This is a genomic window from Myxococcus sp. XM-1-1-1 (assembly GCF_020037095.1).
GTDB lineage: Bacteria > Myxococcota > Myxococcia > Myxococcales > Myxococcaceae > Myxococcus > Myxococcus fulvus.
The window spans coordinates 82,321-99,079 of the sequence record NZ_JAIQDH010000032.1; the positions used below are offsets into that span (position 1 = coordinate 82,321).

At 69.8% G+C, this 16,759-nt stretch carries 12 protein-coding genes; 8 read left to right on the top strand and 4 right to left on the bottom strand.

Annotation, left to right across the window (positions count from 1 at the left end):
- Positions 1-396: 396 nt before the first annotated feature.
- On the top strand, positions 397-933 hold the full coding sequence (locus K8640_RS38460) for a YceI family protein (RefSeq protein ID WP_223751645.1): 537 nt from the start codon (positions 397-399) through the stop codon (positions 931-933).
- A 3-nt stretch (positions 934-936) separates the two neighbouring features.
- On the opposite strand, the gene K8640_RS38465 is transcribed toward K8640_RS38460, so the two are convergent.
- Positions 937-1,899, bottom strand: coding sequence for an endonuclease/exonuclease/phosphatase family protein (locus K8640_RS38465; protein ID WP_223751646.1), 963 nt, complete (start codon positions 1,897-1,899; stop codon positions 937-939).
- Positions 1,900-2,197: 298 nt separating this feature from the next.
- Here K8640_RS38465 and K8640_RS38470 point away from each other — a divergent pair, with 298 nt between their 5' ends.
- Positions 2,198-2,338: a hypothetical protein gene (locus tag K8640_RS38470; protein WP_223751647.1), complete on the top strand. Its 141-nt coding sequence runs from the start codon at positions 2,198-2,200 to the stop codon at positions 2,336-2,338.
- 13 nt (positions 2,339-2,351) lie between these two features.
- Here K8640_RS38470 and K8640_RS38475 read toward each other — a convergent pair whose 3' ends face one another.
- The gene (locus tag K8640_RS38475) at positions 2,352-3,245 is read right to left on the bottom strand and encodes a sulfotransferase domain-containing protein (protein WP_223751648.1); all 894 of its coding nucleotides are present in this window, start codon (positions 3,243-3,245) and stop codon (positions 2,352-2,354) included.
- A gap of 86 nt (positions 3,246-3,331) precedes the next feature.
- Positions 3,332-3,628 carry a hypothetical protein gene (locus K8640_RS38480; RefSeq protein WP_223751649.1) on the bottom strand — a complete coding sequence of 99 codons (297 nt, stop codon included), beginning with the start codon at positions 3,626-3,628 and terminating at the stop codon, positions 3,332-3,334.
- A gap of 197 nt (positions 3,629-3,825) precedes the next feature.
- Here K8640_RS38480 and K8640_RS38485 point away from each other — a divergent pair, with 197 nt between their 5' ends.
- The 4 genes from K8640_RS38485 to eno are packed head-to-tail and all read left to right on the top strand — an operon-like array spanning position 3,826 to position 10,597.
- Complete coding sequence (locus tag K8640_RS38485) at positions 3,826-5,262, top strand: DUF3375 domain-containing protein (RefSeq protein WP_223751650.1); 1,437 nt, start codon at positions 3,826-3,828, stop codon at positions 5,260-5,262.
- A complete protein-coding gene (locus tag K8640_RS38490) occupies positions 5,259-5,873 on the top strand; it encodes a DUF4194 domain-containing protein (RefSeq protein ID WP_223751651.1) in 615 nt (204 codons plus the stop codon). Before K8640_RS38485 ends, K8640_RS38490 begins: the two co-directional genes overlap by 4 nt.
- Complete coding sequence (locus K8640_RS38495) at positions 5,870-9,253, top strand: ATP-binding protein (protein ID WP_223751652.1); 3,384 nt, start codon at positions 5,870-5,872, stop codon at positions 9,251-9,253. The genes K8640_RS38490 and K8640_RS38495 overlap by 4 nt, the downstream gene beginning before the upstream one ends.
- Before the next feature lie 60 nt (positions 9,254-9,313).
- Positions 9,314-10,597, top strand: coding sequence for a phosphopyruvate hydratase (gene eno, locus K8640_RS38500; protein ID WP_223751653.1), 1,284 nt, complete (start codon positions 9,314-9,316; stop codon positions 10,595-10,597).
- A 55-nt stretch (positions 10,598-10,652) separates the two neighbouring features.
- On the opposite strand, the gene K8640_RS38505 is transcribed toward eno, so the two are convergent.
- Complete coding sequence (locus K8640_RS38505) at positions 10,653-11,684, bottom strand: hypothetical protein (RefSeq protein ID WP_223751654.1); 1,032 nt, start codon at positions 11,682-11,684, stop codon at positions 10,653-10,655.
- A gap of 185 nt (positions 11,685-11,869) precedes the next feature.
- Here K8640_RS38505 and K8640_RS38510 point away from each other — a divergent pair, with 185 nt between their 5' ends.
- Together K8640_RS38510 and K8640_RS38515 are read left to right on the top strand one after the other, a co-directional pair.
- On the top strand, positions 11,870-12,970 hold the full coding sequence (locus tag K8640_RS38510) for an ornithine cyclodeaminase family protein (RefSeq protein ID WP_223751655.1): 1,101 nt from the start codon (positions 11,870-11,872) through the stop codon (positions 12,968-12,970).
- On the top strand, positions 12,970-16,759 hold a 3,790-nt coding region (locus tag K8640_RS38515; RefSeq protein WP_223751656.1), incomplete at its 3' end, for a non-ribosomal peptide synthetase. The genes K8640_RS38510 and K8640_RS38515, both read left to right, overlap by 1 nt.

Here is a 16,759-nt window from a genome sequence, read left to right on the forward strand (position 1 = left end):
TTGGCAAAATGCCAGCGCCGTTCTCCGGGTGTTTCATGACGTCGCCGGGGCGTCCGAGTGGACGGGCCTTGCTTGGCTTTACGGTCGCTCTTACCGCGGGACTCGCGGCAGTGGGCACGCGGCACGTCTCTCGGAGAGACACGGGCTGCTTCGCGTCACCGGTTTCCCGGAGGTTGCTACCTTAGGACCGTTAGTAGGGCTTGGTTGCGTGTCGGACCCGTACGGCCAGACACCCCGGCGACGAAGATTCTCACCGCCTGTGCTCGTGGTGACGCGCGGTGGACGACTCCTCGGCGCGGGGCCTGACAGCGGCTGTGATTGGCGTAGGATGGCTGTGTCGGCCGTGACCCGCTCACCCGACACTCCCCCTCGATTCGTACCGACGAGCTCCCCCTCATGCCCGTGACCTCCTGGAACATCGACCCCGCACATTCCACCGTGCTCTTCATCGCCCGCCACATGGTGGTGGCGCGCGTGCACGGCCGCTTCGAGCGCATCTCCGGCTCGCTGCGCGTGGACCCCGAGCAGCCCACGCGGGGCGAGGTCGAAGTCTCCGCGGACACGGCCAGCATCTACACGGGCGCGCCGGAGCGCGACGCGCACCTGCGCTCGCCGGACTTCCTCGACGCGGAGGCCGCGCCGAAGCTCACCTTCCGCAGCACCCACGTGGAGCCCACCGGCGGCGCCAGCTTCCGCCTGTCCGGCGAGCTGTCCATCCGCAACGTCACCCAGCCCGTCGTCTTCGAGGCGCGCCACACCGCCACGTCGAAGGACCCGTGGGGCAGCACGCGCCTCATCTACACGGCGCGCGCCACCATCAACCGCTCCGACTACGGCATCCGCTGGAACAAGACGCTCGACAACGGCGGGTGGCTCGTCGGCGAGAAGGTCGACATCGAGCTCGACATCCAGGCCATCCCCGCCGCGAGCTGAGCGTCAGGGCCCCGGCATGAAGTCGGCCTTCACGGCGGCGTGGTCCGAGCCGCCGTAGCCGCTGCCGTCCCGGACCGCGCGGAACGAGCCCGGCACGTACGTGCCGGCCGCGTTGTTGGCCACGAACAGGTGGTCGATGGCCTGCTTGCGACCGGAGTAGTTGTACGTCCACGTCTGGTCGTCCGGCCGGTCCTTCGCCACGCGCTTGAGCATCCCGTCCTGCTCCAGCGCGTCGATGGGCGCCGAGCCCGGCGTGTCGTTGAGGTCCCCGCCCATCACCACCAGCGAGCGGGGCGCGCGCGCCGCCGCCTGCGTGACGATGTCCCGGGCGGCGCTGGCCTCCGCGTAACGGCGGCCCGGGTCATCGTTCGACTTCGCCTTGAAGTGCGCCGCGAAGACGATGACCTCCTTGCCGTTCACGTCCAGGTGCACCTCCAGGAACTCGCGAGCGAAGCGCGTGGACGAGCCGTCCGGCCGCGTCAGCGCGCGGTGCCGGTGCGTGACGACCGAGGTGATGGGGAACGCGGAGAGCACCCCCACGTCCACGCTGGCCGGCTCGTGAATCTCACCCAGCACCGCGTGAGGGAACTCCGGCAGCCGCGCCTGGAGCGCGTCCAGCCCCGCCTGCGTCTCCACCTCCGCCAGCAGCACCACGTCCGCGTCCAGCAGCCCGATGGCGCCGGAGAGCCGGGCCACCTGCGCGTCGAACTCGTCGCGCGTGGGCAGCTCCTCGTACTCCGTGCCCCCACACCGACCCGAGTCGCAGACGGTGTCGAACAGGCGATGGACGTTGTACGCCGCGATGCGCACGCTGCCCTCGGGGCGGATGGCCTCCCCATCGCCGTTGCCGCACGGCCCCGAGGGGCACTCGGCGCCCGGGAGGTCCGGAGGCGGGCGCCCGTCACAACCGAGCAGTCCGACGAACAGTCCCCACACCAGCCGTGCGCGGAGGAAGGAAGGACCCAACGCCCCGACGTACGCCAGGGGCCGTGCACCGCGAGTGGACAGGTGAGGCATGCGGCCGTGCACACTACCACTCCGCGCCCGCGCGGACGCTGTCCGTGCACGATTGCACTCGTGACGCGAGCTGCTAGTTTGCCGCGTCACGCGAGGTGTTCCAGGAAACCGCGTGCCTGCCCGGTCTCCGGGGCAGCGGGCTCACGGGGCGACTCGGCTCACGAAGCGGCGAGGGGTGGAACCGGACCTCCGCCGTGCCGACCCGGGCGCGAGGCGTCAGGTTGTGGAAGTGGAAGGAGGCGAGGACATGATCTGGGAAATCCTCATCGGCGCGGCGGTGATGACGCTCGTCACGGTGCTCTTCACGGGGCCGGGGATGTGGAGCTCCACGTGGGGCTGGAAGAACAACAAGCAGAAGGGCAAGGAGCCGTCCAAGCCGGACGTGTAGGCGACCACCCGCGTCAGGGCCCGGTGCCCCGCATGCCCAGGCGCTGACGGGCCGAATCCACCCGCGCGTCCAGCTCGGCGCGCTGCGCCTCGTCGAGCATCGCGCGTCCCTGGCCCACGCCCCCCTGGTGGATGAACGTGCCCCGCGCCAGCGCCGCGGCCCGGGGGCCCAGGTTGTCGAAGCGCTGGGTGTGCTGCTTCATGTAGGCGATGCCGCAGCGCTCCAGGATGTCGCCCATCCGGGACTCGTCGATGGGCAGCCCGCAGAAGGCGGCCACGCGCCGCACGCCCCCCTCCAGGTCCTGGACCAGGTCCTCGTAGCGCACGTGGAGCACGTTGGGGTCCGCGCGGTGCGGCCACCAGGACTCCAGATGCGTGAGCCACGGGTCATCCAGGTCCATCACCACGCGGAAGAAGCGGTTGAAGTCGAGCGGCGTGTCCTCCACCAGGTAGTGGTGGTGGTAGAGCGACTTGAGCGAGTCGGCCGCGTTGCGCGTCACGTACAGGATGCGGCTGTCCCGGGGCGGCTTGAGCTGCGAGTAGGGCAGGTGCGTCTTGATGATGCGCGGCGACGGCAGCCCGTCCAGCAGCGCCTCCGCCTTCGCGTCGCGGACCAGCTGCTCCAGGAAGGGCGAGACCTGGTTGATGTGCTCGAACTCACCGCGCCCCTGCGTGACGAGCTGGTAGACGATCATCTGCATCCACGTCGTCCCCGCCTTGGGGCTGGTGGCGATGTAGATGTCGCCCGGCCTGGGCTTGAGCCACGTGTGGCGCAGGCGCACCCAGCGCAGCCGCTCGGCGGCGCCGGCGAGCACTCCGGACATTCGGGTCAGCCCGATGATGGTCTGACGCAGCAGGAAGCGAAGCCACGGACGGCGAGGGCGCGCGGAGGGAGCGAGGGCCGACATGCGTCGGCCACTATGCCCAATCGCGCGGAGACAACCAATGCTGGAAACGCGTGGAAATCTGGAGTCTGTCCAGGTCGAGGCCAGGGTTATTCGCAGACGCCCGGACAGTCCGCGCCGCCCGCGCCGGGAGTGCAGGAGTCGGTGGGGTCGTCGACGCAGCGCGCATCCTCTCCAGAGGCCGTGCAGCCTCCCAGGAAGCCGCCGCAGCACTCGCGGTAGCCCGCGGGGATGTCGCAGCTGGACGCGTAGGCCGTGCAGTCGCCCGTCGGCGAGCGCGCGAAGACGGTGCGCTCGACGCACGGCTCCCGCTTCACGTCGTCCGAACCACACGCGCCCCACAGCAGCGCGCCCAGCAGCCAGCCTGTCGTCGCGAGCTTGTTCATGGTCGCCATCCTGCCAGCCTGGCGCGCCACGTGTCCGGTGAATGCGTGGCGTCTGTCATCGCGCCGACTGCGGCCCGTGCGCGCACGTCGGTGCCCGAGTGGGCAGCCAACCAGGCAGGGCATCCAGGCGCCCTCAATCCAGCCATCCCCTGACGTCACCCGGGCATGTCAGAGGTGGGGTGTATGGATGATGCGTCATGGACTTCACGACGCTCGAGACCTTGCGTCTGAAACACCCCGGCTGGCGGTTGCTCGTCGCGGACCACGCGCCGCTCATCGTCGGCTTCCTGCACCGGGTGTTCGTCGCATCCAACGCACGCGCCATCGCCCAGCGGGAGCTGGTGCTGCGGCTGGAGGACCACCTGCACGCCCTGCGCGAGCAGCGGGGCGCGGCCGCGTTCCCGCGCTCGGCGAGCGCCTATCTCGATGAGTGGGCGGCCGACGGCACCGGCTGGCTTCGCAAGTTCTATCCACCCGAGATGGACGAGCCGCACTTCGATTTGACGCCCGCGGCGGAGCGCGCCATCCGGTGGCTCGTCCAGCTCACCGAGCAGCCCTTCGTGGGGACCGAGTCGCGGCTGCTCACCGTCTTCCACCTGCTCCAGGAGATGACCGAGGGCACCGAGGTGGACCCGAAGGCGCGGCTCGCGGAGCTGGAGAAGCGCAAGGCGGAGCTCGAGGAGGAGATAGCCCGCGTGCGCGAGGGCCATCTGGAGTTGATGGACGAGTCCGCGCTCAAGGACCGCTTCCAGCAGATGTCCGACACGGCGCGCGGCCTGATGTCCGACTTCCGCGCGCTGGAGGACGGCTTCCACGCGCTGGACCGTCGGGTGCGCGAGCGCATCGCCACATGGGAGGGGACGCGTGGCGAGCTGTTGGAGACGGTGCTGGGGGAGCGCGACGCCATCAACGGCTCGGACCAGGGGCGCAGCTTCCGCGCGTTCTGGGACTTCCTCATGTCGCCCGAGCGCAAGGAGGCGCTCACCCGCAACCTGGAGCGCGTGCTGTCGCATCCGGCGATTCAATCCCTCCAGCCGGACGCGCGCCTGCCGCGCATCCACTTCGACTGGCTGGAGGCCGGCGAGCACACCCAGCGCACCGTGGCGCGACTGTCCGGACAGCTGCGCCGCTTCCTGGATGACCGTGTGTGGTTGGAGAACCGCCGCATCCTCCAGGTGCTGCGCGGAATCGAACGCAACGCGCTGGCGGTGCGCTCGCGTCCTCCGGGCGAGGGCTTCATGTCGTTGGAGGAGCTGGCGCCCACGCTCGAGCTCCCGCTGGAGCGGCCCTTGTATGGCCCGCCCGCCCGCGCGCGGATGGCGGACGAGGAGGTGAAGGAGGCGACCGACGACGTGCCGTCGGAGGCGCTGTTCAACCTCGCGTTCATCGACAAGGCGCGGCTGCGGCTCAACGTGCGTGAGGCGCTGCAGGCGCGCGAGCAGGTCTCGCTCGCGGAGTTGGTGCGCGAGCATCCGCTCCAGCACGGGCTGGCCGAGCTCGTCACGTACCTGAGCCTCGCGTCGGAGGACCGCAAGGCCTCGGTCGACGACGCGCGCACGCAGGACCTCTTCTGGACCGATGCGAGCGGCGCCACCCGCCGCGCCTCCCTTCCCCTGGTGCTCTTCATCCGATGATGACCCCCGCGATTCGTACCGCCGATGCCGCCGACACCCTGTCCGTCGTGCTCGTCTCGCTCCTGAAGGGCGCGGTGTACCGCGACGAGCACGCGGGGGTGTGGCAGGCCCTGCTCCAGCTCCAGCCGAAGGTGCGCGAGCAGCTGGCCGTGCTGGGCTTGAAGCTCGTGCTCGACGAGCCGGAGGGCTACGCGTTCCTGCGCCAGCGCTCGGAGTCGGAGGGCGGCGTGGAACTGCCCCGGCTCGTGGCGAGAAGGCAGCTGGGCTACGGGCTGAGCCTGTTGCTCGCGCTGCTGCGCAAGAAGCTGGCGGACGTGGACGCGGCGGCGGGGGGCACGCGGCTGGTGCTGCGGCGCCACGAGGTGCACGAGCTGGTGCGGCTGTTCCTCCCGGAGGGCACCAACGAGGTGCGCTGGGCGGAGCGCGTGAATCAGGACCTGGAGCGCGCGGTGGGCATGGGCTTCGTGCGCCGGCTGGGCGAGGAGGAGGACACCTTCGAGGTGCGTCGCATCCTCAAGGCGTTCATCGACGCGCAGTGGTTGGAGGACTTCGAACGGCGGCTGGAGGCGTACCGCGTCCGGCTCGTCGAGGAACAAGGAGGCGCGGAATGAGCACGGTGCGAACCCTCACCCAGGCGGACCTGCTGGACATCGGCGCGCCCAACGAGCGCGCGGGGTTTCGGCTCCACCGCTTCGAGGTCTACAACTGGGGCACCTTCCACCAGCACGTCTGGCACCTGGACCTGCATGGGGAGAGCGGGCTGCTCACGGGAGACATCGGCTCGGGCAAGTCGACGCTGGTGGACGGGCTGGTGACGCTCTTCGTCCCGCCGCAGAAGCTGGCCTACAACAAGGCGGCGGGCGCGGAGGCGAAGGAGCGCAACCTGCGCTCGTACGTGCGCGGCCAGTACAAGTCCGAGCGCGGCGACGCGGGGCAGGTCGCGCGGCCCGTCTACCTGCGTGACGCGCCGACGTACTCGGTGCTGCTGGCGCACTTCCACAACGAGGGCTACGGGCAGGACGTCACGCTCGTGCAGGTGATGTGGATGCGGGAGCCGGAGGGCCAGCCGGTGCGGCTTTATGTCGTGGCGGACGGGAAGCTCTCCATCGCCGAGCACTTCTCGCGCATCGGCTCGGACCTGAACGCGCTGAAGAAGCGCCTCAAGTCGCTCGCGCGCGAGGTGCATGAGACCTTCCCGCCGTATCAGGCCGCGTTCCGCCGGCGCTTCGGCCTGGAGAACGAGCAGGCGCTGGACCTGTTCCTCCAGACGGTGTCGATGAAGTCGGTGGGCAACCTGACGGACTTCGTGCGCCACCACATGCTGCCGCCCTTCGACGTGGAGACGCGGCTGTCGGCGCTCATCGGCCACTTCGACGATTTGCACCGCGCGCACGAGGCCGTGCTCCAGGCGAAGCGGAGGGTGAGCCGGCTGGAGCCGCTGGTGGCGGACCACGAGCGCCACGCGGTCCTGGCGCGGGAGCTCGAAGCGCTCCGGCTGTGTCGGGAGGCGCTCCGACCCTGGTTCTCCGAGCAGAAGGCGCGGCTGTTCGAGGAGCGGCTGGCCAGCGTGCGCGACGAGCGCGAGAAGCTGCGCGCGGAGGCGGAAGCGCTTCGCGAGCAGCGCGAGCGGCAGGGCACGGAGCGCGACGGGCTGCGGCAGGCCATCTCCTCCAACGGGGGAGACCGGCTGGAGACGGAGAAGGCGGAGCTGACCCAGCGGCGCCGCGAGCGGGACGAGCGCGCGCTGAAGTCGGACCGCTACGCGCGGATGGCCCAGTCGGTGGGGTTGCCCGCGGCCACGGACCTGGACCTCTTCCTGTCCAACACCCGCGCCATCCAGCTCCAGCGCGAGGCGGCGGCGCGCGAGCTGGCCGAGGTGCAGGAGTCGCGCACCGAGCTGGGCATGGCGCTGCGCGATTTGAAGAAGTCGCACGAGGCCGTGGCCGTGGAGCTGGAGTCGCTGCGCCGTCAGCGCTCGAACATCCCCGCGCGCTTCCTCCACCTGCGCGCCCGGCTGTGCGCGGACCTGGGGCTGTCCGAGGAGGCGCTCCCGTTCGCCGGTGAGCTGCTGCGCGTGCGTGACGAGGCGCGCGATTGGACGGGCGCCATCGAGCGCGTGCTGTACTCGCTGGGCACCTCGCTGCTGGTGGCGGACGCGGACTATCCCCGCGTGAGCCAGTGGGTGGAGCGCACCCACTTGAACGAGCGGCTGGTCTACTACCGCGTCCGTGAGGACGGGCTCGCGAGGCCCCAGGAGCCTCGCCCCGATTCGCTCCCCGGCAAGCTGCTCATCAAGCCCGGCTCGCACATGGGCGGATGGCTCTTGGCGCAGCTCGCGCGGCAGTTCGACTACACGTGCTGCGAAACGCCGGAGCAGTTCCAGCGCGCGCGTCAGGCCCTGTCCCGCTCGGGGCAGGTGAAGACGGGCGGCGAGCGACACCTGAAGGACGACCGGCGGCGCATCGATGACCGCTCGCAGTGGGTGCTCGGCTGGACGAACGACTCCAAGCGCCAGTCGCTGGAGTCGGAGGGCAAGGCCCTGGAGACGCGCCTCCAGGCGGCCTCGGCGAAGTGGGAGGCCCAGGAGCAGCGCCACGCGCGGCTGAGTCAGCGGGCCGAGCAACTGGGGCAGCTCGCGGTGTTCGACAACTTCCGGGAGCTGGACTGGCGCTCGGTGGCCAGCGACATCCAGCGCCGGGAGGCGCGGCTGGGCGAGCTGGAGGGCGAGTCCGACGTGCTGCGGGGCTTCGAGCGTCAGCTCGCCGCCATCGAGAAGGAGCTGGCGGCGACGGACACCGCGCTGAAGGCGGTGGAGAAGCGTCAGGGACGGCAGGATGAGAAGGAGGAGGCGGCTCGGCGGACGCTGGCGACGTGTCAGCGCACGGCGAGCGAGACCCCCGAGCCCATCCGGGCCTGCTTCCCGCGCGTGGCCGAGCTGTGCGCGGAGGGGCAGGGCGAGCTCCTGCTGGAAGCGGAGGCGTGCGACGAGCGCGAGCGTCAGGTGCGCGAGCGGCTCCAGTCGCGCATCGACGGCGAGGCGCGCAAGCTGGAGCGGGTGCGCGACGCGCTGTTGTCCGCGATGCAGGCCTACCGCGCGGAGTTCCCGGTGGAGACGCAGGAGCTGGGCGCGAGCCTGGAGGCGGCCGGGGAGTACGTGGCGCTGCTCCACTCGCTGCGCGCGGACGACCTGCCTCGCTTCGAGGAGCGCTTCAAGCGCCTGCTCAACGAGAACACCATCCGTGAGGTGGCCAACTTCCAGGCGCAGCTGCACCGGGAGCGGCACGGCATCCGCGAGCGGGTGGACACCATCAACCGCTCGCTGAGGGCCATCGACTACAACCCGGACCGCTACATCGTCCTGGAGCTGTCGCCCACCCAGGACGCGGACATCCGCGAGTTCCAGCAGGACCTGCGCGCCTGCATCGAGGGCACGCTCGGCGGCGCGGAGGAGGACGCCTACTCCGAGCAGAAGTTCCTGGACGTCAAGCGCATCATCGAGCGCTTCCGGGGCCGTGAAGGCTCCGCGGACGCGGACGCGAAGTGGACCGGGCGCGTCACGGACGTGCGCAACTGGTTCAGCTTCTCCGCCTCCGAGCGCTGGCGCGCGGACGACCAGGAGCACGAGCACTACGCGGACTCGGGCGGCAAGTCGGGCGGACAGAAGGAGAAGCTCGCGTACACGGTGCTGGCCGCGAGCCTCGCCTACCAGTTCGGTCTGCAGTGGGGCGAGACGCGCTCGCGCTCGTTCCGCTTCGTGGTCATCGACGAGGCCTTCGGCCGGGGCTCGGACGAGTCCGCGGCGTACGGCCTGGAGCTGTTCCGCCGGCTGGACCTGCAGCTGCTCATCGTGACGCCGCTGCAGAAGCTTCGCGTCATCGAGCCGTACGTGGCCAGCGTGGGCTACGTGCACAACGAGGAGGGACGTCGCTCCCGCGTGCGCAACCTCTCCATCGAGCAGTACCACGCGGAGCGCGAGGCCCGGAGCGCCTGAGGCGGACGCTCGGGGCCCTGTCTCCTTGACGCACTGGGGACCCTTCGCTACGAAGGCGCGATGACTACAATCGTCGGTGTCGTAGGCCGTGAGATAATCGACAGTCGCGGCAATCCCACTGTCGAAGTCGACGTCATCCTGGAGAACGGCATCCGCGGTCGCGCCGCCGTTCCCTCCGGCGCCTCCGTCGGTACGCACGAGGCCGTGGAGCTGCGGGATGGCGACAAGCGCCGCTACCTCGGCAAGGGCGTGCAGAAGGCCGTCGCGGCGGTGAACAACGAGCTGTTCAAGGCGGTCCGCGGCCTCAACGCGGAGTCGCAGCTCGAAATCGACGAGACGATGATTGCGCTCGACGGCACGCCCAACAAGGGCAAGCTGGGGGCGAACGCCATCCTCGGCGTGTCGCTGGCCGTGGCCAAGGCCGCCGCCGCCGCGCGCGGGCTGCCGCTCTACCGCTACGTGGGAGGCGTCTCCGCCAGCCTCCTGCCCGTGCCGATGATGAACATCATCAACGGCGGCGCGCACGCGGACAACGCCATCGACTTCCAGGAGTTCATGATCATGCCCGTCGGCGCGAAGTCGCTCGCCGAGGCGGTGCGCATGGGCGCCGAGGTCTTCCACACGCTGAAGAAGGGCCTGTCGGAAGCGGGCTTCGGCACCAACGTCGGTGACGAGGGCGGCTTCGCCCCCAACCTGACGTCCGCCGAGGCCGCGCTGGACTTCATCATGAAGTCCATCGAGAAGGCCGGCTACAAGCCGAACGAGGACATCGCCCTGGCGCTCGACTGCGCCGCCAGCGAGTTCTACAAGGACGGCGTCTACGACTACGAGGGCGAGGGCAAGAAGCGCTCCGTGGAAGAGCACGTGAAGTACCTGGAGAGCCTGGTGGCGAAGTACCCCATCGTCTCCATCGAGGACGGCCTGGCCGAGGACGACATGGCCGGCTGGAAGCTGCTCACGGACCGCATCGGCTCGAAGGTGCAGATCGTCGGCGACGACCTGTTCGTCACCAACGTCAAGCGCCTGTCGGACGGCATCAAGAACGGCATCGCCAACTCCATCCTGGTGAAGGTCAACCAGATTGGCACGCTGTCGGAGGTCATGGCCGCGGTGGAGATGGCGCACAAGGCGGGCTACACGGCCGTCATGTCGCACCGCTCCGGTGAGACGGAGGACGCGACCATCGCGGACCTGGCTGTCGCCACCAACTGCGGGCAGATCAAGACCGGCTCGCTGTCGCGCGCGGACCGCACCGCCAAGTACAACCAGCTCATCCGCATCGAGCAGGAGCTGGGCAAGCAGGCCCGCTACGGCGGCCGCTCCGTGCTGCGCGTTCGCGGCTGAGCCCGACGCCAGGGGCCGCGGGGCGAAAGCCCTCGCGGCCCTCCTGGCCCGGGCCTCACGCGGCGAGCCCCAGGTTTCGCCGCACCGCCGGCTGCCTCACCTTCCAGATGAGGCTGTCGACGATGTAGTGGTGGAAGTTGAGCGTCTGCACGATGAGCAGGCTGGCCGCTGGAATCCACGACAGTCCGCGCAGGATGAACGTGTAGAGCAGCGCGGACAGCGCCACGCACACCACCAGGTACTGGAGCATCCGCCGGCTCTGGCTCAGCGTGGACAGGAAGCGGTGCTCGGGGCTGACCTGCTCCTTGAAGCGCCGGTTGTGGAACAGCCAGACGATGAGGATGTACTGGGCGTTGTGCCACACGTTGAGGCCCAGCCAGCCCGTCTCCAGGCTCGGGATGACGAAGTAGCCCACGGCGAACATGCCCGCGTGTGTGGCCAGGTAGAGCGTCTGGGCGGGGCTGCCCGCGCCCGAGCGCAGCGCCCGCGCCTGGAGCACCGCCCACGCCGCGAAGGCCACCAGCGCGCACGCCGCCGCCGCCCACGCCGCCTCCCAGGGCACCGGCAGCATCCGCACCTCCAGCTTGAGGAAGGTGGTGGAGCCCTGCGCGGAGCGGTAGAGCAGCCCCGCGAGCGGCAGCAGGTAGAGCATCCACGCGGTGGCGGGGTTCTCCGCCGCCGGCCGCTTCGAGGCGCGGTCCAGGATGCGGCTGACGCCGTAGCTCTGCCTGAGGTAGTGCCACCCCTGCCAGTAGAAGTAGATGGACATCAGCGGCCAGACGCCGCCCGACTGGTACACGGCGAACGTCGCCGCGAAGACGAGCCCCGGCAGCACCCACAGATGGAAGCGGTGCTGACGCCGGCTCTCCGCGTCGAACCCCAGCCGCGTGAAGGTCGACACCACGTGGTGGTAGCCGAGCAGCCACACGTCCACCATCAACAGCACGGGGAACAGCGACGGCCGCGCCAGCGCCGCCAATGAGAACGCGAGCCCCAGGCCCGCCGTTCCGAGGATGAAGAAGAGGTCGAACCTGGGATTGCGAACCCAACCCCAGGACAGCGTCGCGGCGTCCGTTCGTGTGCTCACGGCTCGCGATGATAGGGCTTGTTCGTAGTTCATGTAAAACGTGCAATGTCGGCAAGTGTGGTCATGGGCAATCAGGGATGATTATTCTTCTGGGCGCGTAAAGAGATGTCGGAATGTTTTGATTGTCTTCTCAGGTGACACGGATTGATGCAGAGTGCGCGCATCTCCAGGCTGAGGGAGCGCCCGTGAAGACACTCCTCGTCACCCAGGCGGACCTGCGCAGGCTCGTGCACGAAGTGGGAATCGATGTCCTGATGGACCGGGTCATCGAGTCGGTGGAGACGGCTTTCCGAACGTTCGACCTCGCGCGCACGGAGCTGCGGCAGCGCGAGGGCTTCACGCTGCGCAACGCCCGGACAGGCGTGCTCGAGTGGATGCCGGTGATGCGGCAGGGTGAATCCATCACCATCAAAGTTGTCGGCTACAATCCGATGAATCCCAGACACTATGGGGTTCCCACCATCATCGCGACGAACAGTGTCTATGACTGTGCAACGGGCCACCTGACGGCGCTGGTGGACGGGGTGCTGGCGACGGCGCTGCGCACGGGGGCGGCGTCCGCCATCGCCAGCCGGCACCTGGCACATCCGGAGAGCCGGGTGGTGGGGCTGGTCGGCGCCGGCGCCCAGGCGGTGACCCAGCTGCATGCACTGTCGCGGTTGTTTTCCATTGAGAGGGTGCTTGTCTTTGACGTGGACCCGGTGGCGCAGCGCTCGTTCGCGGGGCGGGCGGCGTTCCTGGGATTGGATGTCCGCGCGGCGCCGTTGGAGACGGTGGAGGCGGAGGCGGACATCGTGTGCACGGTGACGTCGGTGGGCGTGGGAGAGGGGCCGGTGTTGGAGGACGGGCGGCTCAAGCCGTGGGTGCACGTCAACGCGGTGGGCTCGGACCTGCCGGGGAAGCTGGAGCTGCCGCGCTCGCTGCTGGAGCGCAGCCTGGTGTGTCCGGACTTCCTGCCGCAGGCGCTGGTGGAAGGAGAGTGTCAGCAGCTGCGGCCCGAGCAGATTGGCCCGGGCATCATCGAGGTCGTCCAGCATCCCGAGCGCTTCGGGGAGTGGCGGGAGCGGTCCACGGTGTTCGACTCCACGGGGTTCTCGTTGGAGGACGAGGCGGTGACGGGCGTGCTCATCGAGCTGGCGCGACGCCACGGCTTGGGGCTGGACGTGGAGCTGGAGTGCCTGGCCGGTGACGCGATGAATCCGTACGACCTGCTCTTGCCGGAGCCTCAGGGGCAGCCCGGGCAGGGGGCGCCAGAGGGGCCTCGGCCCACGATTCGAGTGGCGTGATGACGCGGAGCGCGCCGTCCATCGCCACGAAGCCGGAGCGGACGAGCCGTCGGCCTCCGCTGACGCACCAGCCGCATGGCGGCGTGGCGGAGCAGTCCTTCGCGCAGCAGCGGCTGTGGTTCCTCTCGCAGCTCGACGCGGGCGGAACGTCCTACAACGCGCCCTTCGCGGTGCGGCTCACGGGCCGGCTGGACGTGGGAGCGCTGGAGGGCGCGCTGCGTGACGTGGTGCGAAGGCACGAGTCACTGAGGACGACCTTCGGCGAGGCGGATGGGAAGCCGGTGCAGCGGATCCACGACGAGGTGGAGCTGTGGCTGGAGGTGGAGGAGGTGGCGGCCGCGGACGTGCTTCCAAGGGTGGAGGAGGAGGCCCGGCGTCCGTTCGACCTGGAGCGAGGGCCGCTGCTGAGGGCGAAGGTGTTGAGGGTGGGGGATGAAGAGCACGTGCTGGTGTGGGTGGTGCATCACATCGTGTTCGACGGGTGGTCGGTGGGGTTGCTGGAGAAGGAGCTGGGAGAGGGGTACGGGGCGAGGGTGAGAGGGGAGGCGGTGGAGGCCGCGAGACTGGAGGTGCAGTACGCGGACTACGCGAGATGGCAGCGGGAGTGGCTGAAGGGGGAGGTGCTGGAGAAGCAGCTGGGGTGGTGGAAGGAGCAGCTGGCGGGAGCGCCGCTGGTGTTGGAGCTGCCCACCGACAGACCGCGTCCCGCCGTGCAGACCTATCCGGGCGCCCTGAAGTGGATGCCGCCCCTGCCGGCCCTGGAAGAGAGGCTGCGCGAGCTGAGCCGGAAGGAAGGGGTGACGCTGTACATGACGCTGCTGGCGGCGTTCCAGGTGCTGCTGGCGCGTCACAGCGGGCAGCGGGACATCGTCGTGGGCTCGCCCTTCGCGGGGCGCGGGCAGCGTGAGCTGGAGGGCGTGGTCGGGTTCTTCGCCAACATGCTGGCCCTGAGGGCCCAGGTCGAGGACGTCCCGTTCCAGAAGCTGCTGCGTCAGGTCCGCAAGACGTGCCTGGAGGCCTTCGCAAGGCAGGACGTGCCCCTCGAACAGCTGGTCGAGGCGCTGCAGCTGGAGCGGGACCCGAGCCGCTCGCCGCTCTTCCAGGTGGCCTTCGTGCTCCAGGGAGAGCCGTCCGCGGCGCTCAGCCTGCCGGGGCTCGTCGCGACGGACGTCCCGCTGGAGCCGGGCGTCTCCAAGTTCGACCTCACGCTGTTCGCGCGCGAGACGAGCCGCGGGCTGGTGACGTACTGGGAGTACAACACGGACCTCTTCGACGAGGAGACGGTGACGCGACTGGCGGAGCGCTACGTCGCGTTGCTGGAGGCGGTGGTGGAGCGCCCCTCGTCGAGCGTCTTCGAGCTCCCGCTCGTGAGCGCGGCCGAGCGTGGGCTGCTCCTGACGGAGTGGAACGCGACGCGGACGGAGTATCCGCGCGACGCGAGCATCCCCGCGCTGTTCGAGGCACAGGTGTCCCGCACTCCGGACGCCGTCGCGGTGGAGTTCGAGGGCGAGCGCCTGACGTACGCGGAGCTGAACCGGCGCGCCAATCAGCTCGCGCACCACCTGTGTCGACTGGGGATCGAGCCCGGGAGTCGGGTGGGGCTCTTCGCGCGACGCTCGTTGGAGATGGTGGTGGCGACGCTCGGCATCCTCAAGGCCGGGGCCGCGTACGTTCCATTGGACCCGTCGTATCCGGACGAGCGGCTGTCCTTCATGTGTGAGGACTCGGAGCTCGCGGCCTTGCTGGCACCGGACGCGGCCTGTCCGTGGCTCGTCTCGGGTCCGGTGAAGCTCGTTCCCTTGGAGCCCTCGGGGGCGGCGTTCGCTCACGAGCCCGAGGTCGACCTGGCGTTGCCCTTGGCGCCGGAGTCGCTCGCCTACGTCATGTACACCTCCGGTTCGACGGGGCGACCGAAGGGCGTCTGCGTTCCGCACCGCGCGGTGGTGAGGTTGGTGAAGGGGAGCCGCTTCGCGGAGCTGGGACCGGAGGAGGTCTTCCTCCAGCTCGCGCCCATCTCGTTCGATGCCGCGACGCTGGAGCTGTGGGGGCCGCTGCTCAATGGCGCGAGGCTGGTGGTCTTCGCGCCGAGGACACCCTCGGTGGAGGAGCTGGAGGCGGGGCTGGCGCGAAGTGGCGTCACCACGCTGTGGCTGACCTCCGCGCTGTTCGAGCAGGTGATGGCCACGCGTCCCGAGGCGCTGTCCAGGGTGCGTCAGCTCCTCACGGGCGGCGACGTGGTGTCGCCCTCCGCCGTTCGCGCGCGTCTGGCGCGAGGGGGAGCCGTCATCAACGGGTATGGGCCCACGGAGAACACCACGTTCACCACGTGCCATCCGTTGACGGCGGGCTCGCGGGTGGACGGCGCCGTGCCGATTGGTCGACCCATCTCGAACACCCAGGTCCATGTGGTGGACGCGGCGATGTCGCTCGTCCCCGTGGGTGTCTGGGGCGAGCTGTACACGGGCGGCGATGGGCTGGCGTGGGGATACCTCCGTCGTCCGGAGCTGACCGCCGAGCGGTTCGTCCCGAATCCGTTCAGCGCGGAGCCCGGGGCGCGGCTGTACCGCACGGGAGACCGGGCGCGGTGGCGGCGGGATGGGACGCTCGAGTTCGCGGGGCGGTTGGACGGACAGGTGAAGCTGCGCGGCTTCCGCATCGAGTCGGGCGAGGTGGAGTCCGTGCTCGCGAGCCACCCGGACGTGCGCGAGGTGGCGGTGGTGGCGCGCGAGGATGGCCCCGGAGGACGGTGGCTCGTCGCGTACTGTGTTCCCTCGGAGGGGGCGCTCCCGAAGTCCCAGGAGCTGCGCGCGTGGGTGCGTGCGCGGCTGCCCGAGTACATGGTGCCCTCGGCCATCGTCATGTTGCCGGGCCTGCCGCTCACGCCGAACGGGAAGCTCGACCGGAGGGCGCTGCCTTCCCCCGGGGTCGAGGGCTCGCGGCGTGAGTACGTGGCGCCTCGCACGGCGATGGAGCAGGTGGTGGCGGAGGTCCTGGCCCCGCTGCTGGGCCTGGCGCGGATGGGCGTGGAGGACGACTTCTTCGAGCTGGGCGGACACTCGTTGCTGGCCACGAGGGCCATGTCGCGGCTGCGCGAAGTGGTGGGACGTGAGCTGCCCGTGCGCGTCCTGTTCGAGTCTTCGACGGTGTCCCGGCTCGCGGAGCGGTTGGAGGAGGACCACGAAGCCCAGCGCAGTCCCCTCACGCACCAGCCGCACGGTGGCGTGGTGCCGCAGTCCTTCGCGCAGCAGCGACTGTGGCTCACGTCACAGCTCGACACGGGAGGCATCTCCTACAACGTCCCGTTCGCCCGACGACTCACAGGCCGGCTGGATGTGAGGGCGTTGGAGGGGGCGTTCCGTGACGTGGTGCGAAGGCACGAGTCCCTGAGGACGACCTTCGGTGAGGTGGACGGGAAGCCGGTGCAGCGGATCCACGAGGACGTGGAGCTGTCGCTGACGGTGGAGTCGGTGTCCGCGGCGGAGGTGCTGCCGAAGGTGGAGGAGGAGGCTCGGCGTCCGTTCGACCTGGAGCGAGGGCCGCTGCTGAGGGCGAAGGTGCTGAGGGTGGGGGATGAAGAGCACGTGCTGGTGTGGGTGGTGCATCACATCGTGTTCGACGGGTGGTCGGTGGGGTTGCTGGAGAAGGAGCTGGGAGAGGGGTACGGGGCGAGGGTGAGAGGGGAGGCGGTGGAGGCCGCGAGACTGGAGGTGCAGTACGCGGACTACGCGAGATGGCAGCGGGAGTGGCTGAAGGGGGAGGTGCTGGAGAAGCAGCTGGGGTGGTGGAAGG